26 protein-coding genes are annotated in these 25,713 nt (G+C 31.1%); 20 read left to right on the forward strand and 6 right to left on the reverse strand.

Going from position 1 to position 25,713, the window contains the following annotated elements:
* The first annotated feature begins 2 nt into the window (after positions 1 to 2).
* From asnB to SULAZ_RS01780, 19 genes are all read left to right on the forward strand, one after another.
* Positions 3 to 1,937 (forward strand): asparagine synthase (glutamine-hydrolyzing), encoded by a 1,935-nt coding sequence (asnB, locus tag SULAZ_RS01690; protein WP_012673467.1) that lies wholly within the window; start codon positions 3 to 5, stop codon positions 1,935 to 1,937.
* Between the two features lie 48 nt (positions 1,938 to 1,985).
* Positions 1,986 to 2,969, forward strand: coding sequence for an IS481 family transposase (locus SULAZ_RS01695; RefSeq protein ID WP_012673450.1), 984 nt, complete (start codon positions 1,986 to 1,988; stop codon positions 2,967 to 2,969).
* A 27-nt stretch (positions 2,970 to 2,996) separates the two neighbouring features.
* Positions 2,997 to 3,488, forward strand: coding sequence for a hypothetical protein (locus tag SULAZ_RS01700; protein ID WP_012674834.1), 492 nt, complete (start codon positions 2,997 to 2,999; stop codon positions 3,486 to 3,488).
* On the forward strand, positions 3,478 to 4,581 hold the full coding sequence (locus tag SULAZ_RS01705) for a glycosyltransferase family 4 protein (protein WP_012674821.1): 1,104 nt from the start codon (positions 3,478 to 3,480) through the stop codon (positions 4,579 to 4,581). Before SULAZ_RS01700 ends, SULAZ_RS01705 begins: the two co-directional genes overlap by 11 nt.
* A 26-nt stretch (positions 4,582 to 4,607) precedes the next feature.
* The gene (gene wecB, locus SULAZ_RS01710) at positions 4,608 to 5,699 is read left to right on the forward strand and encodes a non-hydrolyzing UDP-N-acetylglucosamine 2-epimerase (protein ID WP_012673527.1); all 1,092 of its coding nucleotides are present in this window, start codon (positions 4,608 to 4,610) and stop codon (positions 5,697 to 5,699) included.
* Positions 5,693 to 6,913 carry a glycosyltransferase family 4 protein gene (locus SULAZ_RS01715; RefSeq protein ID WP_012674074.1) on the forward strand — a complete coding sequence of 407 codons (1,221 nt, stop codon included), beginning with the start codon at positions 5,693 to 5,695 and terminating at the stop codon, positions 6,911 to 6,913. The genes wecB and SULAZ_RS01715 overlap by 7 nt, the downstream gene beginning before the upstream one ends.
* A 13-nt stretch (positions 6,914 to 6,926) precedes the next feature.
* Positions 6,927 to 8,072, forward strand: a complete 1,146-nt coding sequence (locus SULAZ_RS01720) for a DegT/DnrJ/EryC1/StrS family aminotransferase (RefSeq protein ID WP_012673735.1) — start codon at positions 6,927 to 6,929, stop codon at positions 8,070 to 8,072.
* 4 nt (positions 8,073 to 8,076) lie between these two features.
* On the forward strand, positions 8,077 to 8,682 hold the full coding sequence (locus SULAZ_RS01725) for a sugar transferase (RefSeq protein ID WP_012674717.1): 606 nt from the start codon (positions 8,077 to 8,079) through the stop codon (positions 8,680 to 8,682).
* Positions 8,679 to 10,559 (forward strand): polysaccharide biosynthesis protein, encoded by a 1,881-nt coding sequence (locus SULAZ_RS01730; RefSeq protein ID WP_012674334.1) that lies wholly within the window; start codon positions 8,679 to 8,681, stop codon positions 10,557 to 10,559. Before SULAZ_RS01725 ends, SULAZ_RS01730 begins: the two co-directional genes overlap by 4 nt.
* Positions 10,560 to 10,568: 9 nt before the next feature.
* Positions 10,569 to 10,883 (forward strand): SGNH hydrolase domain-containing protein, encoded by a 315-nt coding sequence (locus tag SULAZ_RS01735; protein ID WP_041675768.1) that lies wholly within the window; start codon positions 10,569 to 10,571, stop codon positions 10,881 to 10,883.
* Positions 10,884 to 10,919: 36 nt separating this feature from the next.
* Positions 10,920 to 12,323 carry a mannose-1-phosphate guanylyltransferase/mannose-6-phosphate isomerase gene (locus tag SULAZ_RS01740; protein WP_012673846.1) on the forward strand — a complete coding sequence of 468 codons (1,404 nt, stop codon included), beginning with the start codon at positions 10,920 to 10,922 and terminating at the stop codon, positions 12,321 to 12,323.
* 33 nt (positions 12,324 to 12,356) lie between these two features.
* Positions 12,357 to 12,941, forward strand: coding sequence for a hypothetical protein (locus SULAZ_RS01745; protein WP_012674977.1), 585 nt, complete (start codon positions 12,357 to 12,359; stop codon positions 12,939 to 12,941).
* A gap of 10 nt (positions 12,942 to 12,951) precedes the next feature.
* The gene (gene rfbA, locus SULAZ_RS01750; protein ID WP_012673617.1) at positions 12,952 to 13,827 is read left to right on the forward strand and encodes a glucose-1-phosphate thymidylyltransferase RfbA; all 876 of its coding nucleotides are present in this window, start codon (positions 12,952 to 12,954) and stop codon (positions 13,825 to 13,827) included.
* A gap of 19 nt (positions 13,828 to 13,846) precedes the next feature.
* Entirely contained in the window at positions 13,847 to 14,065 is a 219-nt protein-coding gene (locus tag SULAZ_RS01755) for a DUF2281 domain-containing protein (protein WP_012674271.1), read from the forward strand.
* Positions 14,065 to 14,472, forward strand: a complete 408-nt coding sequence (locus tag SULAZ_RS01760; RefSeq protein WP_012674930.1) for a type II toxin-antitoxin system VapC family toxin — start codon at positions 14,065 to 14,067, stop codon at positions 14,470 to 14,472. Before SULAZ_RS01755 ends, SULAZ_RS01760 begins: the two co-directional genes overlap by 1 nt.
* A gap of 3 nt (positions 14,473 to 14,475) precedes the next feature.
* Positions 14,476 to 15,045 carry a dTDP-4-dehydrorhamnose 3,5-epimerase gene (rfbC, locus tag SULAZ_RS01765; protein WP_012674978.1) on the forward strand — a complete coding sequence of 190 codons (570 nt, stop codon included), beginning with the start codon at positions 14,476 to 14,478 and terminating at the stop codon, positions 15,043 to 15,045.
* Positions 15,045 to 16,034 (forward strand): dTDP-glucose 4,6-dehydratase, encoded by a 990-nt coding sequence (gene rfbB / locus SULAZ_RS01770; protein ID WP_012674763.1) that lies wholly within the window; start codon positions 15,045 to 15,047, stop codon positions 16,032 to 16,034. Before rfbC ends, rfbB begins: the two co-directional genes overlap by 1 nt.
* Complete coding sequence (gene rfbD / locus SULAZ_RS01775; protein WP_012673792.1) at positions 16,031 to 16,876, forward strand: dTDP-4-dehydrorhamnose reductase; 846 nt, start codon at positions 16,031 to 16,033, stop codon at positions 16,874 to 16,876. Before rfbB ends, rfbD begins: the two co-directional genes overlap by 4 nt.
* A gap of 69 nt (positions 16,877 to 16,945) precedes the next feature.
* Positions 16,946 to 17,932 carry a DUF8196 domain-containing protein gene (locus tag SULAZ_RS01780; protein WP_012674515.1) on the forward strand — a complete coding sequence of 329 codons (987 nt, stop codon included), beginning with the start codon at positions 16,946 to 16,948 and terminating at the stop codon, positions 17,930 to 17,932.
* 39 nt (positions 17,933 to 17,971) lie between these two features.
* Here the strand turns inward: SULAZ_RS01780 and SULAZ_RS01785 are convergent, their stop codons facing one another.
* Positions 17,972 to 19,315: a glucose-6-phosphate isomerase gene (locus SULAZ_RS01785; RefSeq protein WP_012674892.1), complete on the reverse strand. Its 1,344-nt coding sequence runs from the start codon at positions 19,313 to 19,315 to the stop codon at positions 17,972 to 17,974.
* Between the two features lie 100 nt (positions 19,316 to 19,415).
* On the opposite strand from SULAZ_RS01785, the gene SULAZ_RS01790 reads away from it, so the two are divergent.
* A complete protein-coding gene (locus tag SULAZ_RS01790) occupies positions 19,416 to 21,014 on the forward strand; it encodes a PEGA domain-containing protein (RefSeq protein ID WP_012673719.1) in 1,599 nt (532 codons plus the stop codon).
* A gap of 31 nt (positions 21,015 to 21,045) precedes the next feature.
* Here SULAZ_RS01790 and SULAZ_RS01795 read toward each other — a convergent pair whose 3' ends face one another.
* The 5 genes from SULAZ_RS01795 to kdsA form a co-directional block, all read right to left on the reverse strand.
* Positions 21,046 to 21,378: a c-type cytochrome gene (locus SULAZ_RS01795; RefSeq protein WP_012674683.1), complete on the reverse strand. Its 333-nt coding sequence runs from the start codon at positions 21,376 to 21,378 to the stop codon at positions 21,046 to 21,048.
* Positions 21,379 to 21,389: 11 nt separating this feature from the next.
* Positions 21,390 to 22,595, reverse strand: a complete 1,206-nt coding sequence (locus SULAZ_RS01800; protein ID WP_012673491.1) for a molybdopterin-dependent oxidoreductase — start codon at positions 22,593 to 22,595, stop codon at positions 21,390 to 21,392.
* Positions 22,596 to 22,689: 94 nt separating this feature from the next.
* Positions 22,690 to 23,952 carry a class I SAM-dependent RNA methyltransferase gene (locus SULAZ_RS01805; RefSeq protein WP_012673444.1) on the reverse strand — a complete coding sequence of 421 codons (1,263 nt, stop codon included), beginning with the start codon at positions 23,950 to 23,952 and terminating at the stop codon, positions 22,690 to 22,692.
* The gene (locus tag SULAZ_RS01810) at positions 23,945 to 24,841 is read right to left on the reverse strand and encodes a fibronectin type III domain-containing protein (protein ID WP_012673728.1); all 897 of its coding nucleotides are present in this window, start codon (positions 24,839 to 24,841) and stop codon (positions 23,945 to 23,947) included. The genes SULAZ_RS01805 and SULAZ_RS01810 overlap by 8 nt, the downstream gene beginning before the upstream one ends.
* Positions 24,831 to 25,649: a 3-deoxy-8-phosphooctulonate synthase gene (gene kdsA / locus SULAZ_RS01815; RefSeq protein WP_277654706.1), complete on the reverse strand. Its 819-nt coding sequence runs from the start codon at positions 25,647 to 25,649 to the stop codon at positions 24,831 to 24,833. Before kdsA ends, SULAZ_RS01810 begins: the two co-directional genes overlap by 11 nt.
* Positions 25,650 to 25,713 lie beyond the last annotated feature (64 nt).

Genomic DNA, 25,713 nt, shown 5'->3' on the forward strand with positions numbered 1-25,713 from the left:
ATATGTGCGGTATCGTTGGTTTGGTTTGTAATGAAAATATAAACTCAACTTTAATAAGAGATATGGCAAATACTATAAAACATCGTGGACCTGATGATGAAGGATTTATTTTTCTATCGGAGGAGAGCATTGTTTTGGCAGGAGGGGATGACACATCCGATAAAGTATGGAATTCTAACTTCCTGTATTCACCGAAAAGTCATATTAATTCCCTTGAAGGTAAAAAATTTAAGGTTGCTTTAGGACATAGAAGATTATCTATATTAGATCTTTCTCCGGCCGGACATCAACCTATGTGTGATGAAGCTCAAAAAGTTTGGATTGTTTTTAATGGAGAGATATATAACTATTTAGAGTTGAGAGAAGAGTTAAAACAAAAAGGTTATACTTTTATTACAAATACAGATACTGAAGTTCTATTAAAGTCTTATATAGAATGGGGGTTTGATTGTGTAAGCAAGTTCAACGGTATGTGGGCTTTTGCAATACTTGATTTAAGAAAAAATATCTTATTTTTATCAAGAGATAGATTTGGAGTAAAGCCGTTATACTACTACAAAGATGATAATTACTTTGCTTTTGCTTCTGAGATAAAAGCTTTACTTAGACTTCCTTTTATAAAAAAAGAAGTTAATTACGAAGCTGTTTTTGACTACATTGCCTTGGGTCTGGAAGAACAGGGAGAAGAGAGTTTTTTCAAAGGAATAAGAGAATTAAAACCTTCTTACAATATAGTTTTAAATTTGAATAACTTTGAATTTAAACTCCATAAGTATTATGAGCTTTTATACTATGATAAATTTGAAAAATATAATCCGGAGAAAGAGAAAAAGTATATATCCGAGATTAGAGAACTTATATTTGAGGCGATTAGATTAAGACTTAGGTCTGATGCAAGTGTTGGATCATGTTTAAGTGGTGGGCTTGACAGCTCAACCATTGTTTGCGTGATGAATGAAATAATTAAAAATCAACATTTATCTCAAGTAGGAGACTATATAAAATGTTTTACAGCTTCTTATAAAGATGACAAGGTAGACGAAAGTAATTGGGCAAAGATAGTTGTAGAAAGTACTAAATCTCAATGGATAAGAACTTTTCCTACAGAAAAGGAACTAATAGAAGATTTAGAAGACCTTATATACACTCAAGACATTCCTTTCGGATCTACAAGTATATATGCACAGTATAGGGTAATGAAAGCTGCATATGAAAGTGGTGTAAAAGTTCTATTGGATGGTCAAGGAGGAGATGAGTTATTTACAGGTTATACAGGATATTTTCCTACCTACTACAGAGAACTTATAAAGAATTTTGATTTTACTGATTTAATAAATGAAATAAAAAATGTAAATAACTCTCCTATAGATATTAAATCAATAATAAAAATGGCTATAAAATCAGAGTTAGGAAAGTTCTTAACTTTTCCTAAGATAAGAGACTTTTTAATTAAAAGAATATCTTATCCAATATCTTTACTTAATCCAGAATTTTATAAAGAATTTTCATACAGGATTAAAGATAGACAAGAGAAAATTCCCAATAGTCTTAATCAACAACTTCATCAGTTGATAACTGGCTTTAGCTTAAAAAGATTACTAAGGTATGAAGATAGAAATTCAATGCGATTCAGTATAGAATCAAGAACACCTTTTGCTGACGATATAAACTTGATAGAATACTGTTTTGAAATACCTTCGGTTTATAAAATTCATAACGGATTTTCAAAGTATGTTTTAAGGCAAGCCATGGACGGAGTTTTACCGGAACAAATTAGGAAGAGAGTAGATAAGGTAGGTTTTGCAACACCAGAAGAAAAATGGCTAAGGATTAATAAAGGTTTTGTAGAAGATATCATGTTTGAATCTCATATATTGAAAGATATTGCAAATATACAAAAACTAAAAAATGATTGTATAAGTTTCAATACACAGTGAACACCTACCCCTTTAAAATAATTTCAACAAAAACAGGAGGTAGGTTATATGAAAGGTATTATAGGAACCCCTATGTATATGACAACACTCTTTCCTAAAAAACTATCAAACAAGATTAAAGACATTCCTTTAACAAAAGAAGCCAAAAAAAGACTAAAATGGATACAGCACTACCAAGATACAAAAAATATATCCAAAACCTGCAGATACTTCGGAATATCAAGAACTACCTTCTATAAATGGTTTGAAAGATACAAAAAAGACGGACTTGAAGGACTTCTTGATAGACCTAAAACACCAAAAAACACAAGAAAACCAACTATAAGAAATCAGTACAGAGAACAAATAATAAAAGTCAGGAAACAAAACCCAACTTGGAGCAAAGAAAAAATATCGGCATATCTACAAGAAGAAAAAAACATAAAAGTATCACCATCTACAGTGTATAAAGTATTAAAAGAAGAAGGATTAATAGAGAGAACAAAATCAATTAAAATACAAAACAAAAGAAAAAAGAGTATAAAGAAGAAAAGGACAAAAAGAGGCTTGCAAGCACAAGCCCCAGGGGATGTAGTACAAATAGACGTAAAACACCTGAACATCGCAGGTGCAACATATTACCAATTCACAGCTATAGATAAGTATAGCAGATTTTGTTTTGCACGGGTATATGAAAGTAAAAATTCAAAGAAAACAAAAGAATTTTATATTGAGTTAAATGAGTATTTTGAATTTGAGATAAAGAGGGTACAAACAGATAACGGGAGTGAGTTTTTAGGGGAGTTTAACAAGTATTTAACGGATATAGGAGTGGAGCATTACTTTAGCTATCCAAGGAGTCCAAAGACTAATGGTGTTGTAGAAAGATTGATAAGGACAATAGAAGAGGAGTTATGGTTGATAGAGGGATTAGATTACACATTAGAGGAGATGAATAAGAAGTTAAGGAAGTATGTAAGGAAGTACAATTTTATAAGGCCACATCATTCTTTAGGATACAAAAGACCAGCAGACATTGTTTATGGAGTATGATAAAATTTTTAGGTGAAGGTGTTCACGATGTATAGAACTCATACAGTTTTTTTTCTTCCTGCACAACTAAACTTTGTATATTACGAGTTTTTTTCTTCAAATCCAAAAGTTTTTTGGACAGATAGTAAATGGTTTCTATTAGACAAAATTATAGGATATCCTTATGATTTACCAGTTCCAAATGTTATAGGAGAATTTTTCTTTAACAACGCATTAACAAGTGCTAATACAGGATGGTTGGGTTCAGGATATGCTCACGCAGGTTTTTTAGGACTCATTGTATATGCAATATTTATTGGATTAATTTTAAAGTTTCTTGACCGAAAAGCAAAAAAATTAGGTAAAGAGTTTGTATTTATTTCGTTCTCTCCTTTTATAATTTCACTTATGCTTTCATCGGATCTGAAAACGGTACTTTTATCTCATGGATTAGCACTTTATTTATTTATACTTTCTACCTTTAATTTTAGAATAGATAAATCTAAATCTAATTTTGGAGGTGAATTATATGATAAATAAAAACATATGTATTGTTACTACTGTGCATTCACCTTTTGATGTTCGTATATTTCACAAAGAGGCAATCTCATTAAAAAAAGCTGGATATAATTTAACTATTATTGCTCCCCATGATATCAACGAAACAGTGAATGATATAAATATCATAGCTTTAAAAAAACATAAAGATCGTATTCAAAGGATGTTTAAAACTTCGAAACAAGCCTTTATATTGGCAGTTAATCAAAAAGCCGATGTTTATCATTTTCACGATCCAGAACTAATTCCTGTTGGATTAAAGCTTAAAAAATTAGGTAAAAAAGTAATTTATGATGTCCACGAAGATGTTCCAAGGCAAATTTTATCAAAACCTTATCTTAAGAGATTTATAAAACCAATAATTTCTAAAATTTTCGAAATTTATGAAAATTATGCAGCAAAAAAATTTGATGCTATAATAGCAGCAACTCCTTATATTAGAGATAGATTTAAACAGATAAATAAAAATACAGTAGATATCAATAATTATCCAAAAATTGATGAACTATATGAACCAGTAAATTGGGATATAAGAAAAAATGAAATTTGCTATATTGGTGGAATAACAAAAATAAGGGGGATTGAAGAAGTTATAAAAGCACTTGAATATACAAATACTGTACTTCATCTTGCTGGTAATTTTGAAAGTAAAGAGTTAGAAGAGTATATTAAGTCATTAAAAGGTTGGAGTAAGGTTAGATACTATGGTTTCATTGGAAGAGATAAAGTAAAAGAAATTCTAAAAAATGTTAAGATAGGACTGGTAACATTATATCCAACAATAAATTACCTAGATAGTCTACCTGTAAAAATGTTTGAGTATATGTCAGCAGGTATTCCTGTTATAGCATCTAACTTTCCACTTTGGAAAGAGATAATAGAAAGAAATAATTGTGGTATATGTGTTGATCCTTTGAACCCAAAAGAGATAGCTAACGGAATAAACTATCTTTTAGAAAATGATCACATAGCTAAAACTATGGGAGAAAATGGAAGAAAGCTTGTTATGACGAAATATAATTGGGAAAATGAAGAAAAGAAATTATTAGATATATATTTTAAAATTCTAAAATAATATAAATGATATAAGGAGGAAATGATTTGACGAAAATAATATCCATTGTAGGGACAAGGCCACAATTTATAAAAGCTGCTTTGGTTTCTAAAAAGTTGAGAGAAAAAGGGGTTAAAGAAATTTTAGTACATACCGGACAGCACTATGACTTTAATATGTCAGATGTTTTTTTCAAAGAGCTTGGGCTTCCGGAGCCGGATTACTACCTTGGCATTGGGTCTGGAAATCATGGAGAGCAAACTGGAAAAATGCTTATAGAAATAGAGAAAGTCTTACTTAAAGAAAAGCCGGATATTGTAATAGTTTATGGAGATACAAACTCTACGCTGGCAGGAGCATTAGCAGCTGCAAAACTTCATATACCTGTTGCCCATGTAGAAGCAGGCTTGAGAAGTTATAATAAGAAAATGCCAGAAGAGATAAATAGAGTTCTGACAGACCATATATCTACATGGCTATTTACACCTACTAAGACAGCCGTTGAAAATTTACACAAAGAAGGTATTTCTAAAGGTGTTTACCAAGTGGGAGATGTAATGTTTGATATTGCCTTGGAGAGTATTAATAGGGTTGATGAGGAAAAAGTTTTAAGTAAATATGGATTAAAGCCAAAAGAGTTTATTTTAGCTACAATACACAGGGCAGAAAATACAGACTTTAGAGAGAATCTTATAAATATATGGGAAGCTTTAAACGAGATTGCATCTTATGGATATAGAATTATATTCCCGACTCATCCAAGAACAAAAAAAGCTTTAAACGAAGCTGGAATTAATATCAACTTTAAAAATGAGAATCTATTATTAATAGAACCTGTTTCTTATTTTGAGATGTTAGCCCTTGAAAAGAATGCCAAACTTATAATAACAGATTCAGGTGGAGTTCAAAAAGAAGGATATTTCTGGGAAACTCCTTGTGTAATTCCAAGAAATGAGACAGAGTGGATTGAATTGGTAAAAATAGAATTTAATAAACTTGCTGGAAATAAGGCAGAAGCTATTGTAAAATACTCATTAGAGGTTTTAAACGGTGAAAAGCAATATAATATAATCGAGCACTTATATGGAAAAGGTGATGCTTCTGATAAAATTATTGAGGTTTTAACTCAAGGATGGTAAAGAAGAATATCTGGATTATAAACGAATATGCGGGTTCTCCTTATCATGGAATGGAATTTCGACATTACTACTTAGGTAAGGAACTTTTAAAGCTTGGCTACAATGTTACAATAATAACAGCTTCATATTCACATCTATTCAAAAATCCTCCTAAAGTAAAAGATAGATTTGAGTTAGAAAAAATTGATGGAATTAATTATCTTTGGATAAAAGTTCCTCATTACAGCAAATCTTGGGACAAAAAAAGAGTAATAAAATGGCTCCTTTTCACCTATTCCTTATTTAAATTACCTTTGAATAAACTACCTAAACCAGACTATATTATTATTTCACCTATGGAAACTCTACCTGTATTACCTTCTTATAAATTAGCTAAAAAATATGATTCAAAATTAATCTTTGAAGTTAAAGATATTTGGCCTCTTTCAATAATTGAACTCGGTAATTACTCTCCCAAGCATCCATTTATTAAGCTACTTAAATATTTTGAAGATATGGCTATTAAAAAAAGTGATTTAATTGTATCAGTTTTACCAAATTATGGAGAGTATCTCAAAGATAACGGTTATAAAGATAAAAATTTTATATATATCCCAAACGGAGTAGACTTAGAGGATATGGAAAGAACTGAACCTTTAAACGAAGACATCAAAAAGCAAATTCCTATGAATAAATTCAAAGTTGCTTACACTGGTACAGTAGGGATAGCTAACGCATTAGAGTATTTAGTCGAAGCTGGTAAAATTTTGAAAGATTATAAAGATATTTTAATTCTTATAGTTGGAGAAGGGGGAGAAAAAGAAAAATTACAAAAAATGGCTGAAGGTTATGATAATATTAAATTTTTACCAGCTATTCCAAAAAGGCAGGTTCAAAGTCTGTTAAGTTTGGTAGATGCCTGTTATATAGGATTAAAAAATAAGCATTTATTTAAATACGGTGTATCACCGAATAAAATTTTTGATTATATGTATGCAGGAAAACCTATAATACACTCCATTAATACAAAAATTGACATTGTAACAATGGCTAACTGTGGTATTTCTACCAAAGCAGAAAATCCAAACGCTATTGCTGAAGCAATCTTGAAATTATACAATATGAGTCAAGGAGAAAGAAAAAAGCTTGGCGAAAATGGAAAAAAATATGTTATCGAAAATCATTCTTATGAAAAGTTAGCAAAAAGGTTAGATGAGGTTCTAAAAAACTATTAGAGAGGTAAAAGTTATGCAAATTCCCTTTCATAGACCTTATATAACAGAGGATGAGATAAACGAAGTAGTAGATAGCCTTAAAAAAGGCTGGATTACGATGGGTTATAAAACTGTTGAATTTGAAAATAGATTTAAAGAGTATATAGGTTCTAAAAATGCTGTTGCTGTTAATTCCTGTACCGCTGGACTTCATTTAGCACTCAGAGCTATAGGATTAAAAGAAGGAGATGAAGTTATAGTTCCCACTATCACTTTTGTTGCTACAGCAGAGGTAGTTAACTATTTTAAGGCAAAGCCTGTTTTGGTTGATGTTGAAAAAGATACGCACCTTATTGATGCTTCAAAAATAGAAGAAAAAATCACACCTAAAACAAAGGCCATAATACCTGTTCATTACTCAGGACAACCAGCCGATATGGATGAAATTCTTGAAATAGCAAAAAAATACAACCTTTTTGTTATAGAAGATGCTGCTCACTCTTTACCTGCTTGGTATAAAGGTAGAATAGTAGGGATAATAGGAGATATAACAGCTTTTAGCTTCTATGCAACAAAAACACTTGCTACTGGCGAAGGCGGAATGATAACAACAGATAACGACGAATGGGCTGAAAAAATCAGAATATTGAGACTACACGGCATAAGCAAAGATGCTTGGAAAAGGTATTCAAAAGAAGGAAGCTGGGAGTATGATGTTTTAGACAATGGGTATAAGTATAATATGACAGATATTAACGCAGCTTTAGGTCTTGCACAGCTTAAAAAACTTCATTGGATGTGGGAAGAAAGAGTAAGAATAGCCGATGCTTATAATCATGCCTTTAAAGAATATGAAGAATTAATACCTTATATTGTAAAAAGTGATAGAGTTTCATCTTGGCATCTTTATCCATTAAAACTAAACTTAGAAGCTCTAAAAATAAGTAGAAATCAATTTATAGAAGAACTTAAAAGTAGGGGAATAGGAACTAGTATTCATTTTATACCTTTATATAGGTTTTCTTACTATAAAGATCAAGGATACGATAAAAACTATCCTAATAGTGAATGGATTTTTGAGAAAGTTTTATCTTTACCTATTTTCCCTGGAATGACTCAACAAGAGGTAAACTATATAATTGAAAATGTTATAGATATTGTAAATAAGAACAAAAGGTAATGAAATGATTTATAGGAAATATATAAAAAGAATTATAGACTTTTTATTAGCTTTAATAGGAATTATCCTTCTAATACCTTTTTTTATTATAATAGCTATTCTCATAAAAAAAGAAGATGGTGGTAGTATATTCTTTAAACAAGTTCGAGTAGGACAATATGGAAAACCTTTCAGAATTTACAAGTTTAGAACTATGGTAGAAAATGCTGGAAAGATGGGCTCTCAGGTGACAAAAGGAGATGACCCAAGAATTACAAAGATAGGAAAGTTTTTAAGAAAATACAAATTAGATGAACTTCCTCAACTTATAAATGTATTAAAGGGTGATATGAGTTTAGTAGGTCCAAGACCAGAAGTTCCAAAGTATGTTGAAGTTTATAAAGAAGACTATAACGAGATATTGAAAGTTAAACCTGGTATCACTGATTATGCTACTTTAGAATATGTAGACGAAGAAGAGATACTAAAAGGTGCTAATGATGTAGAAAAAGTCTATCTTGAAAAGGTGTTACCTGAAAAAATAAAATATTATAAAAAATATATTAACGATATTAGCTTTTTGACAGATTTAAAACTTATTTTAAAAACTCTTAAAAAGATAATAAGATGAGAAAAATAAAAGATTTTTTAAAAAAAATATTTGAACCTACAAAAGCAAAAAGATTTTTGTTTTTTTTATTTAATGATTTACTAATTTTCATGTTTAGCTTTATTTTCTCTTTTTACTTAAGATTTGAGTTTAACATACCAGAAAATTATAAAAGTTCAATAATTTACTGGGTAATACCTTTAACTTTAGGTAAAGTGTTAATTTTCTATTTTTTAGATATTTATAAATTAAACTGGAGATTCGTTGGACTTCGTGAACTCTCAAAAATTTTCTTAGGTTTACTTTCCTTTTTTGTAGTTATTTTCTTTTTGAATTATCTCCTACAGAAAAATTTTAACTCTTTGTCTATTCCTCAATCTGTTTTAGTTATAGATTTTTTCATATCTCTAATTTTAATTGGATCGCTTAGAATCTCAAAAAGGATTTATTTAGAAATTTTTTCTATAAATAAAAGTGGTAAAAGAACACTTATAGTAGGTGCAGGGTCAACAGGAGAAAGGATTGTAAGAGGTTTAATAAAAGATCCAAATTATAATCCTGTAGGATTTGTAGATGACGATCCTAACAAATTAGGTACTACTATTCACGGTGTACCTGTTTTAAACAGCCTAGATAATATTCAAGATGTTATTAAGGAGAATAGAATAGAGTCTGTTATTTTAGCTATTCCAAGTCTTAATCATAGAGAGATAAAAAGATTATACAATTTTATTAAAGAGCAAGGAATAAATGATATAAAAATAGTACCAAGTTTAAAAAACCTCCCTAACAACATAGAACTATCAGTAAAAACTTTAAAGGACATCTCTATAGAAGACTTACTATTTAGAGAGGAAATTAATATAGATAAAGATAAAGTCACAAAATTTTTAAAAGGAAAGAAAATATTTATCTCAGGAGCTGGTGGATCAATAGGCAGTGAAATAGTAAGACAAGTTATAGATTTCAATCCATGTATGATAATAGCCTTTGAGATAGATGAAACGGAACTTTATAATCTAACTTTAGAAGTTTTAGATAAATGCAAAGGATATGGAATAGAGTTTATTCCAATAGTAGGAGATATAAGAAATAAGGACAAATTAGATAATATTTTCAAAAAGTATGCTCCTAAAATAGTTTTTCATGCTGCAGCCTATAAACACGTTCCTCTAATGGAGTATTTTCCTGAAGAAGCTGTAAAAACAAATGTATTTGGTACTTATAACCTTGCCGATGTATCTGTAAAATATAAAGTTGAAAAGTTTGTTAATATTTCTACTGACAAAGCGGTAAATCCAACAAGTATAATGGGAGCTACTAAAAGACTTGCAGAGATAATATGTAATAGTTTTAATCAGGTAAACATAACTAAATTTATATCTGTGAGATTTGGAAACGTACTGGGAAGTCGTGGAAGTGTAATACCAATTTTTTTAGAACAAATTAAAAAAGGTGGTCCAGTAACTGTAACACATCCAGAAATGCAAAGATATTTTATGACTATTCCAGAAGCAGTATTACTTGTATTACAAGCTGCAGCGATGGGAGAAGGAGGAGAAATTTTTGTTCTTGATATGGGAGAACCTATAAAAATAGTTAAACTTGCAGAAGAACTAATTAGATTACAAAACTTAGAGCCTTACAAAGATATAGAAATTGTTTTTTCAGGTTTAAGACCGGGAGAAAAGCTGTTCGAAGAGTTATTAACAGCAGAAGAAGGTACAGATAAAACCTACCATGAAAAAATATATATAGCGAAAAATCCAAAGTTTATGACTTTACAAGATTTAGATTACTACTTAAAAGAATTAGAAAAAATAATAGAATTATGTCCTGAGAATATAAAAGACTTTTTAAAAAAGATAGTTCCATTTTATACTGATAACAAAGATTGATTCCTATTTATGGTGAGGTTATTAATTGGCTTTAATCCAAAAACTTGTTTAAATAGATTGTTTATACCATCTGGATATAATTGCAAACTTAATAGAGGAAATTACATAAAAAGACAACAAAGATATCGCAAAATCATAGAAAATTTAGCAAAGAATTACAAAAATGTAAAAATCCTTGATCCTGAAGATATTTTTTGTGATGATAGCTACTGCTATTTATATAAAGACGGTAAGATCTTATATTCTGATGATGATCATGTAAGTAAATATGGTTCTTTTCTTATTGCAAAAAAGATAAGAAGTTTACTTAACATTAGAGAATAAAAAAGTATAAAATAATTTTTCTACAGGAGGAATTTTATGAAAGCTGTTATACTTGCAGGTGGAAGTGGGACGAGGTTGTTTCCGTTATCAAGAAAAAATTACCCAAAACAGTTTTTAAAAATAGGAAGTAGTAAATCCTTATTTCAAAATACAGTTTTAAGATTATCTCCAATCTCAAAAGATCCAATCATAATTACAAATAAAGAGTATAAATTCCACGTTATAAATCAACTTAAAGAAATAGGAATAACCAACTACCATCTAATAGAAGAACCTGTTGGTAGAAACACAGCTCCTGCTATTGCTTTAGCCCTAAAGTTTGCAATAGAGCAGTTAGACCTCCCAGAAGACGAGGTTTTAGGTATATTCCCTTCAGACCACCTTATAGAACCAACTGACCTTTTTGTAGATTATGTAAAAAAAGCAGAAAAAGTAGCAAAAGATTACCTTATAACCTTTGGAATAAAACCAACAAAACCAGAAACAGGATACGGCTACATAGAGTCAGGAGAAAAAATTAACGATTACACATACAAAGTAGTAAAATTCCACGAAAAACCTTCATTAGAAAAAGCCCAATCCTACATACAAAAAGGAAACTACTACTGGAACAGTGGGATGTTTGCCTTTACTATCTCAAATATCCTTCAAGAACTAAAAAAACACAGCCTAGACATATATCAACTTTTCCAAGAAAACTCTTACCAATCCTTACTTGAAAACTTTCAAAATATGCCAGATATATCCATAGATTATGCCATAATGGAAAAAACAGGCAAAGCAGCTGTCATACCTCTTGACCTAAAATGGTCTGACCTTGGGTCATGGGATAGCGTTTATCAAACCTTAGACAAAGACCAAAACCAAAACGTAAAAGAAGGAAAAGTAGTAGACATAGATACAAAAAACTCTGTAATAATTTCAAACAAAAGATTAATAACCACAATATCAGTAGAAGATTTAATAATAGTAGAAACAGACGATGTTATCCTTATAGCCAAAAAAGGAGAAACTCAAAAAGTAAAAGATTTAGTAAACACCTTAAAAGAAAACCCACAGTATAAAGAAACAACAGAGATACATAAAACAGTCTACAGGCCTTGGGGAAGCTATACAGAGCTTGAAGAAGGAGAAAGATACAGAATAAAAAGAATAGTAGTAAACCCCGGAGAATCTTTAAGTATGCAGATGCATCATCACAGAAGTGAACACTGGGTAGTAGTAAGAGGAACGGCTAAGGTCATATTAGAAGATATTTATGGAAAAGAAAGAAAAGAGTACTACATTCACGAAAATGAAAGTATATACGTCCCAAAAAGCACAAAACACAGACTCTCAAACCCCGGTAAAATTCCCCTTGAAATCATTGAAATTCAAGTAGGAGAGTACGTAAAAGAAGATGATATAATAAGATTTGAAGACAACTACGGCAGGACATAAATTTAATTACAAAACCCTTAAGAGGAGTTAGATATGGAAGTGTTAGAAGAGAAAGTGTCCAAACTTGAAGAAATGATGATGAGACTTCTCTACATCCAACAAAAAACAGAAATGGAGATCCAAAGTTTAAGTAGAGAGATAAAAGAGTACAAACAGGAAGTTGACAAACAAATAAGAGATATGAACAAAAAATGGGGAGAAATATCTAACAAATTGGGAACTATAGTTGAGTATATAATCTTCCCAGCTGCAAAATCAGTTTTAGAAAAGTACTTTAACTGTGAAATAACAGATATACACATGAATAGGAAAAGAAAGAAAGATAATCTAAAAGATGAGTTTGATGTAATTGCTGTTAGCGACCCTTGTAAAACTGTTTATCTAATAGAAGTAAAAGCAACTCCAAAGATAGATTATATAAATGAGTTTAAAGATGAGAAATTAGAAAGATTTAAAGCATTATTCCCAGAGTATGAAGATTATAAACTCATCCCCATATTTGCATCTTTAAGGTTAGAAGATGATATAGTAAACTACCTAACAAAAAACAAAATATACGCAATGGCATATAGAGAATGGGAATATATGGATATCCTCAACTTTGATGAGATAAAATAAGGAGGTTTTTGTGAAGGCTATTATACTTGCTGGAGGTAGTGGAACTAGACTTTATCCGGTTACACTGGTCATAAATAAACATTTTCTACCTATATACAACAAACCAATGATATATTATCCTTTATCATTAGTTATGTTACTTGGAATCAAAGATGTTATCTTTGTGGTAAATCCTTCTGATTTAAATACTTTTAAAAGTATGTTTGGAGATGGTAGTAAGTTAGGTATGAATATACAGTATGTTATCCAAAATAAGCCAAATGGACTTGCCGAAGGACTTATATTAGCTGAAGATTTTATTAAAGATGATACTGTGTGTTATATACTTGGAGATAATATCTTTTTTGGACACGATATTGTAAAGATTATGAAACAGGCAAAAGAAGAAGTAGAAAAAAACGGTGGTGCTTACGTTTTTGGATACTATGTAAAAGACCCGGAAAGATTTGGAGTTGTAGAATTTGATGAAGAAGGAAATGTAATATCAATAGAAGAAAAACCAAAGAAACCAAAATCCAACTATGCAATAGTAGGACTTTACTTTTATGATAAAGAAGCTGTAGAAATTGCTAAAAATGTAAAACCATCTAATAGAGGAGAGTTAGAAATTACATCTGTTAACGAAGAGTATCTTAAAAAGGGAAAGTTAAAGGTTAAACTTCTTGGCAGAGGTTTTGCTTGGTTTGATGCAGGAACTCACGATAGCTTCTTAGAAGCTGGAGAGTTTGTGGCAACTATAGAAAAAAGGACCGGACTTATGATAGGATGTATAGAAGAGATAGCATATAAAAACGGCTGGATAACCAAAGACCAACTTTTAGAACTTGCCAAACCACTAAAAAAGACAGATTATGGAAAATATTTGTTAGAAATAGCAGGAGAATAAATTATATAGAGGTTAAACAATGAAAACTATAAAAGATCAAGAGTTAATAAGCTTAATAGAAAGCTTACCGGATAGTATGAAGAAAGAAGTGAAAGACTTTGTAGAGTATTTATTATATAAATCCAGAAAAAAGCAGAATTTAAAACTTAGTTGGAAAGGAGGACTATCTGAATATAAAGATAGATTTACATCATTAGAACTTGAAAAGAAAGCTTTAGAATGGAGAATACATCCTTAATGAAATACTTAGTTGATACTAATATTTGGCTTGAAGTTTTACTTGATCAAGAAAAAAGTGAAGTAGCTTCCAATTTCTTAGAGAATATAAATTCAGACTTACTTGCGATTTCGGATTTTTCTTTACATTCTATTTTACTAATACTCGCAAAATTTAAAAAATTCGATCAGGCAATTTTATTTTTAGAAGATTTAATTAATTCTGAGGTTAATATTTTGTCCGTTTATCCTAAAGATATGAAAAAAGTAATAGAAGTTATAAAAGAATATAATCTAGACTTTGATGATGCTTATCAGTATTTCCTTGCTAAAAATTATAACTTAATTTTAGTAAGCTTTGATAAAGATTTTGATAAAACAAACATTTATAGAAAAACACCTGAAGATATCACTAAAGAGGGAGAATAAAGTATGCCCTTTGAGTTTATAAAAACAGAGATTCCAGAAGTTTTAATTGTTAAACCAAAAGTTTTTTCAGACGATAGAGGATTTTTTCTAGAATTTTACAAAGAATCAGAGTTTAAAGCAGCAGGAATAGATACAAATTTTGTACAAGATAACCACTCAAAATCAGTAAAAGGAGTTTTAAGAGGATTACATTACCAGTTAAATCCAAAAGCTCAAGGTAAGTTAGTAAGATGTATAAAAGGTAAAATTTTTGATGTGGCTGTAGATATAAGGAAAAAAAGTCCTACCTTTGGAAAATATGTTGCTGTAGAATTATCCGAAGAAAATAAATTAATGCTTTGGATACCAAAAGGATTTGCTCACGGATTTTTAGTTTTATCTGAAGAAGCTGAGATTATATACAAAGTATCAGGATCAGAATACTCACCTGAACACGACAGAGCTATAAGATGGAATGACCCTGATATAAATATAAAATGGCCTATAGATACTTATCCTATATTATCACAAAAAGATGAAAAAGCACCATTTTTAAAAGATGCAGAAATAAATTTTATATATGGAGAGGATTGATGAAACTTTTAATTACAGGTGGAGCAGGTTTTATTGGAAGCGAATTTACAAGGCAAGCAGTAAAAAATTTATTTGAAACAGTAGTAGTAGATAAACTAACCTATGCAGGAGATTTAGAAAGATTAAAAGAAGTAGAAGACAAAATAAAATTTTACAAAACAGATATAAACAATCAAGAGTTTTTAGACTACATATTTCAAAAAGAGAAACCAGATGTAGTAGTACATTTTGCTGCAGAAAGTCATGTAGACAGAAGTATATTAGACCCTTCTATATTTATAGAGACAAACGTAAAAGGCACTCAAATCTTATTAGATATTTCTAAAAAGTACAATATCAAACTTTTTATAAACATAGCCACAGACGAAGTATACGGAGAACTTGGAGAAAATGGACAATTTTACGAAGATACACCACTTATACCAAATTCACCTTACTCTGTTAGTAAAGCTTCGGCTGATATGTTAGGAAGAGCCTACTATAGAACCTATGGATTACCTGTTATAACCGTAAGGCCATCTAACAATTATGGTTATTGGCAATATCCAGAAAAACTAATTCCAGTAGTTATAATAAAAGCTTTAAACAATCAACCTATACCTGTATATGGTAAAGGAGAAAATATAAGAGAATGGCTCTTCGTATCAGATTGTGCACAGGCAGTATTTGAAATTATACAAAAAGGTAAAGTAGGAGAGATTTATAATGTAGGAAGTGGACAAGAAAGAAGAAATATAGAGGTTGTAAAATCTATATTAGATATTTTAAATAAACCATACGATTTAATTACATTTGTAAAGGATAGACCCGGACATGATTACAGATATAGTTTAAATACAGAAAAAATACAAAGAGAAATAGGATGGAAAGCAAAAATAACTTTTGAAGAAGGAATTGAAAAAACTGTAAAGTGGTACTTAAACAATTTAGAATGGGTGAATAAGAAAATAAAACAGTTAGAAGAATACTGGAAAAAGGTTTACCAATGAAATTTTTAGTTTTTGGTAAAAACGGTCAATTAGGTACAGAGTTTTCACAATATTTTGAAATTAATAACTATACCTATTTATCCTTATCAAAAACTGAATGTGATATAACAAACTTTAAACTTGTAGAAAAAATAATAAAAGATTATAAACCTAATGTAGTTATAAACTGTAGTGCGTATAACCTTGTAGATAAAGCTGAAGAAGAGTTTAAAGAGGCATTTGAGGTAAACGCCTTTGCAATAAAAAATTTAGGGCTTCTCTGTCAAGAATATAAATGTTTTTTGATTCATTACTCAACAGATTACGTTTTTGATGGAACAAAACAAGATTTTTACACAGAAGAAGATTTACCAAACCCTTTAAGTATTTATGCAAAAAGTAAGTACGCAGGAGAAAAATTTATAAAAGAAACTTTAGAACACTATCTTATTTTCAGAGTCAGCTGGGTGTACGGAAAAGGAAAACAAAACTTTCTATATAAACTCAACCAATGGGCAGCTACCCATAGTATGCTAAAAATAGCAGTAGATGAGTTTTCAGTCCCTACCTCAACAAGAACTATTGTGGAGATTACTCTAAAAGCATTAAAACAAGGTTTAACAGGATTATATCACCTTACAAACTCAGGATACGCTTCAAGATACGAATGGTCTAAAGAGTATTTAAAATTAAAACAAGTAGATAAACTTATATATCCAGCTTACCAATCAGATTTTAATCTTCCAGCAAAAAGGCCAAAATGGTCAGTTATGAGTAATCAAAAAATCAGTAAAATCCTAAATACTGATATACCTTTATGGAATGAAGAGTTAAAACTCATGGTGAGAGAAATGGACATTTAAGATTTTGAATAAAAAACAAAAAAGTTTATATTTAACTATAGCAAAATTTTTATAACCGGGAGCTGTGAGATGGAAGTGCTTGAAGAAAAAGTATCCAAACTTGAAGAGATGATGATGAGACTTCTCTACATCCAACAAAAAACAGAAATGGAGCTCCAGAGTTTAAGTAGAGAGATAAAGGAATTTAAAGAAAGTATTGAAAAGTACAAAGAGGAAAACGATAGAAGATTCGCCAAAATGGACGAAGAGTTTGAAAAGTATAAACAACAGGTGGACAAACAGATAAATGAATATAAACAACAAGTAGACAAACAAATAAGAGAGTACAAACAGGAAAATGATAGAAGATTCGCCAAAATGGACGAAGAGTTTGAAAAGTATAAACAACAGGTGGACAAACAGATAAATGAATATAAACAACAAGTAGACAAACAAATAAGAGAGTACAAACAGGAAAATGATAGAAGATTTGCCAAAATGGACGAAGAGTTTGAAAAGTATAAACAACAGGTGGACAAACAGATAAACGAATACAAGCAAGAAAACGATAGAAGATTTGCCAAAATGGATGAAGAGTTTGAAAAGTATAAGAAACAAGTAAATGAACAAATAAGAGATATGAACAAAAGATGGGGAGAAATATCTAACAAAATGGGAACTATAGTTGAGGATATAATATCCCCAGCTACAAGACCTGTTTTAGAAAAGTACTTTAAGTGTAATATTGAGAAAAAATTGGTAAACGTTGAAGTCAACGAAGAAAATATTCATACAGAGTTTGATGTTATTGCAGTTAGTGAGTCATGTAAAACAGTATTTTTAATAGAGGTAAAGACCACTTTCAGAGGAAAGTTTGTAGAAGATCTTTTTGAAAAGATCGAAAAGTTTAAAAAGGCTTTCCCAGAGTATAAAGATTATAAAATAGTACCAATCTTAGCCTCTTTATCTATGGACGAAAACACTGTAAATATACTAACAAAAAACAAAATCTACGCAATGGCTTACAGAGAGTGGGAGTATATGGATATACTCAACTTTGACAAAATAGTGTATTAAAGCAACTGCTGTTTTTCTTTGTAAACTTTATATCAATCCTTACAGCTCCAGTATAAACTCTTGTCTGTTTAACTCTTTAAACTCTCTTAACTTTTCTTCATAACCTTTTCTTCCCATTAAACCGTATGCAAAGTTTTTACCTTCTTCTACTGCTGGCTGGTCAAATGGATTTATTTTGTACAAGTATCCTGTAAATCCTGTTGCAAGTTCGTATATATAAATTAACATTCCTAAGTTGTAAGGATTTAGTTCATCTATTGTTATAGTTAGGTTAGGTACTTTACTTTTTGTTAGTGCTGCTCTTGTTCCTAAAAGCTCCATATCTAAAATCTCTTTTAAAGTATATCCAGATAAGTAGGATATTTCAGGTGGTAGGTCAGAAGGAATCTTAAAATCTCTCAAAGATTTTTCAACTTGGATAAATGTAACTATTTTATCCTTAGGACCCTCTCTAAAGAGCTGGATCTGGGAGTGTTGATCTATTGTTCCTATAGCTTTTACAGGTGTTTGACCGTATCCTTGTTTTCCCAGACTTTCTGCCCAGAGCTGTCTGTACCAGTCTACAAACGAAGAAAGTCTTTCAAAGTAAGGCATCATAACAGAGATAGACTTTCCTTTTTTCTCGGCAGCTATATAATGGATTAAACCTATTAGGTAAGCTGGGTTTTCTATTACAATAGATGTTTTACTACAAATTTTATCGGCTTTCTTTGCCCCTTCAAGAAGAGCATCTATATCAATTCCACAAACAGCTGCAGAAAGTAGTCCCACAGACGTTAAAACTGAAAATCTTCCTCCAACAGCAGGTGGAATATCAAGAGTTTTTATTCCTTCTAACTGACCAAACTTTCTCAAAAATCCTTTTTCTGGGTCAGTTGTAAATATTAGATGGTTTTTGTAAGTCTCTGGAAGTAATTCTTTTAAGGTTGTATAGATTATAGCAAAGTTAGCCATCGTTTCTACAGTTGAGCCGGATTTTGTTATTACATTAAAGATAGTTTTTCTTATATCTATTAAATCTAAAATGTTTCCAAACTTCTCAGGGTCAACGTTATCAAGTATGTATAACTTTGGAAATTCAAAGTTATTGTAGTTAAAGCCGTTGATAGCCTCTTGGATCATCTGGTTGCCAAGAGCTGAACCCCCTATCCCAATTACAACAAAGTAATCAAAATTTTCTCTTATCTCTTTGGCAAGGGTTTTAATCTCTTGAGTGTCTTGATAAGGAAGCTTTGTAAAGTAAAAGTGAGTGTCTTTTTCTTTTAGTATCTTTTCGTGTATCTCGTGGACTATATGGTTATACTCATCAAACTCTTGTGGGATTATACCATCTTTTTCACCGATTATTTTTGCCATCACATTTGTGTAATCTATCTTTATCATCATATCCCCCAAAAAACAACATTTATAATATTTTATGATAAAAATCAAATTTTTGTTTTATAATAATGTTAGTAAATACTAACTATAAGAGAGGTGTGGTATGAAAAAGTTTTCTTTCCTTGTGATTCTCTTATCTTTCTTTCTATTTTCCTGTGAAGGAAAGGGTAAGCTATCAGTTAAAGAACCTCAGGGTGCAGAGGTTTATGTCAATGGAAAACCAGTAGGAAAAACACCTTTAGAGATAGAGTTGAAAGAAGGTAGTTATACAGTAGAAGTTGCTACCAGCGAGTTTGATAGAGATAGACAAACAGGAGTTTGGGTATACTACGATAAAACTACAGAACTTTCCTTTAAACCAAGACCTAAAGGAATCCTTGAAGCAAACACTATTCCTCAAGGTGCTGTTGTAATGGAAGGTAGAAACTACCTTGGTAAAACACCTTTCAAAGATTACCTTGACGTTGGAAAACATCTTATAGTTTTTAAACTTGGGAACGTTGGAGCTTCAAGGAAGGTTGTTATAGAGTATGGAAAAACAACTTCTTTAACAGTTAATTTAGAAAAAGCTGTAATTCACTTTGACGCAAACCCAAGTGATACTACTATCTACGTAGATAATAAAAAGTTAGACTCACTTCCAAAAACAGTTGAGTTAGATGAAGGTGTACATAAGATAACAGTAGAAAAAGACGTTTATAAAGATACATTTACGTTAAAATGGAAGAAGGGAGATGAGTACACAGTAAAGTACACACTTAAAGATGTTCAGCTTCCACCTGTTCAGGCTTACGGTCCTATAACCATTACAAAAGATTATAAACGCTTTGTCTCTTTAGGAAAAGCAGGTATATACTTCTGGGATTTATCAGACTTAAAACCTCACATCTCTTTATGGGATCCTGAAGATGTAAGAAACTTTGATAAATTTACAAACTTCGCAGTTTCTGATGACGGTAAACTAACATCAGGAATAAAACCTATAAAAGCCCTCTCTTACAAATACAAAGATATGAAAAATCCTGTTAAAGTGTTAGTTTGGGATAACTCTACTGCTATGGTAATTGCTAACAAACTGTTTGATGCTAACATCTCTTTTGTTGCGTTTGGTAAAAATGGTTCTAACGTCTATCTACTAGGCAAAGATGGTAAAGGTTTTGTAATAGACTCTAAAACAGGCAATAAAGTTAAAGACGTATCAATTGGAGATAGTATATCTTCTGTGAAATCTTACTCAAACAAGATATACATAGGAACAGAGAGTGGAAAACTAATCCTTTACGATACTTCTTCTGATTCTATCGTCTCCACAAACCCTGTTCATAGTGGTAGAATAAACGATATTCAAATATCAAAAGATGGAAAATACTTAATTACCGCATCTAATGACAAAACTGTAAAAATACTCAATATTAGTGATCTATCTACAGTAAAAACTTTTTCTTCAAGTGCAGCTGTAGCTTCTGCAAATCTTTCACCATCAAACTCAAAGGTTGCTATTGCTAAAGCTGATAAAACTGTAGATGTACTATCTTTTGATGGAAATAAGCTATACACAATATCTAACTTACCAGCTCAGGCCATCTCTGTAGCGTTTACATCAGAAGATATAGTCCTAACGGCTTCTTCTGTAGATAATCCAGTTATAAATCTCTGGTACTCTGGTAAACTGCTTAGAAAATGGGTTCAAACAATTGAGTAATATATGAAGCTCCCGTAAGGGAGCTTTTTTACTATTGATTTGAGTAATTTTCATTTAAATACTGGATAATTTTCTCTGCATCTTCCTTTGATATAGGAGCTTTAAAATCGTTTATCATTTGGTAGACAACGGTTCTCCACATATCCTTTCCTGTTTTGCCTTTTGATTGACCAAATACATAACCCGGAGAATGACACATTAAACAGTTTTGTTCAAATACAAGTTTATACTTACCTTCTTTCAGTTTCCAATCATAATATGGAAGATTTATAGAGTAAACTTGACTATCTTGGGCTTTTGAGCTGCTAATTAAAATAGCATTTAACATTAAAGTAGAGATTAAAATCTTTTTAAAGAATCTCATCTACAACCTCCTTAAACAACATTTATTTTTATAGTATCAATGCCGTTCCACATGTAGCCACCGGGGTTCCATCCTGCTTCTATAGGCTGAGTTTCTCCATTTTTATTTATTGCTCTTACCATTACCTTTACTTCTCCTTTTGTAGTAGGCCTAAAGTAGTAGTACCATTCTCTGAAAGAGTATCTACCTAAATCTGGTCCAAGACAAGTTGGTTTCCAGCTTTTACCACCGTCAAAAGATATTAAAACGTCCTGAATACCATAACCTTGATCAAAGGCCACACCAGCAATTTTAATAGTCTGTCCCAACTTTACTACTGTGTTGTCTTCAGGAGTTCCTATAACAGATTTAACGTTCATCTGGGTAATTATCCTTGTTTTAGATGGTTTTTGACCAATAGGTACACAGTGGCAAGCATTATCCGGAATGTGGTAAGCTTCTTCCATCCAGAAGTTTTTCAACTCTTGATTTAAGACCGTTATTGTCGTAACAGACTTTATCCAGTGAGTAGCATACCATCCAGGAACTATAAGTCTAAGTGGAAATCCATTAAGAATGTGTAAAGGTTCTCCATTCATCTCGTATGCAAGGATCAAGTCTTCGTAAAGACATTTATCTATAGGTAAAGACCTTTCGACATCAGGTGTTTGAGGATAAGGCGCTTTATCAAGTCCCTTAAATGCAACTTCTAAAGTGTCCCACTTTACACCTGCGTAATTTAAGACATCAGCAAGTCTTACTCCCATCCATAGAGCATTTCCCATGGCTCCATGTTTCCACTGTATTCCCAGAGCTGTTTGTTGTTTCTCAAAGAAAGATCTGCCGTTTCCAGAACACTGTAAAACAGCATAGTAAGAAACCGGTTCAAATAAAGACTTGATTTCATCTAACGTTAAGCTTACAGTTTTATTTACGTTTCCTGTTATCGTTAACCTCCATTCTTTTAGGTCAACTTCTGTAGGAATGTTTGATAGGTGCCATCTAACAAAGAAGGCTTCGTTAGGAGTTACTGCTTTTGAAAAATAGCTTCTTGGTGTCTCAAGTAATGGAGGCCTATCTGAGTACATTATCAAATCTGCTTTACCAGGGTACTTCACAGTTCTCGGATAATCTTGTAAGTCTATAGACGGAATATCTTCTGCAAAAGATTTCTTCATCGTTAAACCAGCTACAGCTAACAACAAAGAGCTCTTTAAAAACTCTCTTCTTGAACTCATAAATCAAACCTCCAGATTAGTTTTTACAGGTGATAAGTATAGATTTGATTTTATTGAAAATCCAATAGAAACTTTAAATATCTGTATTGAAATTTTAAAACTTTTCTAAAACTACTACGCTTTCTATGTGATGAGTTTGAGGGAACATATCAACCATTGACACTTTTAACGGATTAAATCCATATTCTTTAAAATCTTTTAAATCTCTGGCTAAAGTTGATGGATTACAGGATATATAGATAATCTTTTGGATAGACTCTATCTTTGAGATTTCTCTGATTATTGTTTTATTCAGCCCACTTCTTGGAGGGTCAAATACTACAACTTCTGGTTTAAAGTCTTTTGCATACTTTAAACCTTTCTCTGTTTTTGCTTTTAAAAATTTTAGATTTTTTAGGTTGTTATGTCTTACGTTTGTTTTTGCATCTTTTACAGCTTCTTCGTTTGACTCTATACCTAAGACTTCTCTTACATAGTTAGCCAGTGGAACAGAAAACGTTCCAACTCCACAGTAAAAATCTACAGCTCTTTTATAGCCTTTATCTTTTACTTCTTGCACCACTAAATCGATAAGATTTTTTATTTGGTATATATTCACTTGGAAGAAACTATCCATGCTTACTCTGTACTTGTAGTTATCTACAGTCTCAAAAATAACATATTCTCCAAGTAGTAGCTGCCTTTTTTTTTTGTCGTAAAAACCAATACCTTTTATGTTTTCATCTATCTCATCTTTATATATTTCTATTTTCGGGATTATATTTGCAATTTGGGAGTTGTCTGGGAAGACAAATTTAATAAGTTTTTGATTTTTACTGTTTGAAAAAACTATAACTTGTGATGGACTTAAAGCGTATTTAAATAAAAACTTTTTTAAAGGGTGTATTATCTGGTTAAAATCTTCTTTTAAAAGGTAGCAGTAATCTATATCAATTACTTGATTAGAGTTTTGTCTGTAAAATCCAAAGTTTTTGCCGTCAAATTTAAACTGGACTTTAATTCTGTAGTTAAAAGGCTGTGATGGATAAACTTTCTCTATAGGTAGGTCTACTTTACCTATTCTAAGTAGCTGGTCTTTTAAGATTTCTTTTTTTATCTCTATCTGTTTTTCATAGGGTATATGTTGAAAATCACATCCTCCACATAAAGTAAAGTACTTACATACCGGCTCAACTCTTTCTGGAGATGGTTTTATTATATTTATAGGATTTGATAGGGAGTAATCTTTTTTTTCTTGGACAACTTCAATTTCAACTTCTTCTCCTTCCAAAGTGTAGGGGACAAAGTAAACTTTATCATCTTTAGCTAAACCGTATCCTCCATAGACTATCTTATCTATTTTAACTACTTTACTCATCTTCTTTTATCTCTAGAGGTAGGCTTTTATTGTTTGCTTTATCAACTGCAATCACTTTGTAAGTATCTCCTTTTTTATAAGATTTGTCTGTAAAGTAATATGTTTTCAGTGGAATTTGGTTTAAAAGATTTCCATTTTTATATATTAAATATCCTACCACATCTTTAGAATCACTTTCTTCCCAAATAAGTGTTGCTTGATTTTCTTTTACTATAATTTTTCCTCTTTTTGGTGGATTTGGTGGGAAAATATCTTTAAAAACAGTACAAACAGTCGGTGATTTTTCTGTTTCAACAGAGTTAGCTAAAGATAAAGTGTAGTAGTAGCAGTACTCTTTATCTAACTCTACATTTTGGTCTACAAATTTTTCTGAATCTGCTGTATAAGAAGCTGTAGGAATAAACTCTTCTTTGCTGTTGACTTTATAAATATTTTTTGGGTAGTTAACAGCAGGAAGATAGATTTCTACTGCATCTTCAACTAACTCTAATTTTGGAGGGTTTAGTTGTAGACTGGAAATTTCTTTTTTTGATATACATACAACTTTAGAAGGAAGACTTTCCCTTCTTTTAGTTTTTACAACTACTTTATAGCAGCTCTCTTTTTTTTCAAAGGTATCTATAAACCAGTAAAGATTTTCTTTTGATAGGATTTGAGGGTTTATTCTTTTTTCGTTTTTATAGATTACAAAGTAAATATCTTCTTTTATAGGATTTGAGTCTGTGTATTTTTTATCGTAGTAAAAGTATACTAAAGGATTATTGCCATACTGTTTTACGTAAACGTTTTCGACAGGTGATGGGGTAAAAGATGGAGGTGGCTTTGGGTTTCCTTTTACCCCACAGGCAGATATTATTAAAGTTAATGTTAGTAAAAGTCTAAATACCATTTATCTCTACAAACTCTCTTAATCTTAAAAGGTTTTCTACAATAGTAGGAAAGTCTTTTAAAGGAATCTGGTTTGGTCCGTCAGATAGAGCTTTGTCTGGGTCTGGGTGAGTTTCAAAAAATAGACCGTCAACACCTACTACAACAGCTGCTTTTGCTAAAGGGTAGGCAAACTCCCTTTGTCCTCCTGATGCTTTACCTAAACCACCCGGAATCTGGACGCTGTGAGTTGCATCAAATATAACAGGAGCATACTGTCTCATTATCTTAAGTCCTCTAAAATCAACTACAAGGTTGTTATAACCAAAGGTTGTTCCTCTTTCTGTAAGGTAAATCTTATCAGCGCCACCAAACTTTAGTTTATCTACTATGTTTTTTGTATCCCATGGAGCCAAAAACTGACCCTTTTTAACGTTTACTTCTTTTCCAGTCTCAGCAGCTGCCAAAAGTAAGTCTGTTTGTCTACATAGAAAGGCTGGAATCTGAATTATATCTACAACCTCAGAAACAGGCTTAGCTTGATAACTTTCGTGAATATCTGTTAAAACTTCTAAACCAAACTTATCTTTAACATCTTTTAATACAGACAGTCCCCACTCTAAACCTCTTCCCCTAAAAGACTCTAAACTACTTCTGTTAGCTTTATCAAAAGAAGATTTAAAAACAAATCTAATGTCAGAATATTTCTCTTGTAGCTGTCTTAAAACTTCAGCTACTTCAAAACATATTTCCCTACTTTCAATAACACACGGTCCTGCTATAATCGTAAATCTATTCAAATTAAGAACCTCTTTTTTACTTTTAAATATATATTAGATAATAGTTTATCATAACAAAGTTGCAACGTTTAAAATCCTACATTATCTTTATAAG

Origin of the sequence: Sulfurihydrogenibium azorense Az-Fu1 (assembly GCF_000021545.1) — a bacterium.
Taxonomy (GTDB): Bacteria; Aquificota; Aquificia; order Aquificales; family Hydrogenothermaceae; genus Sulfurihydrogenibium; species Sulfurihydrogenibium azorense.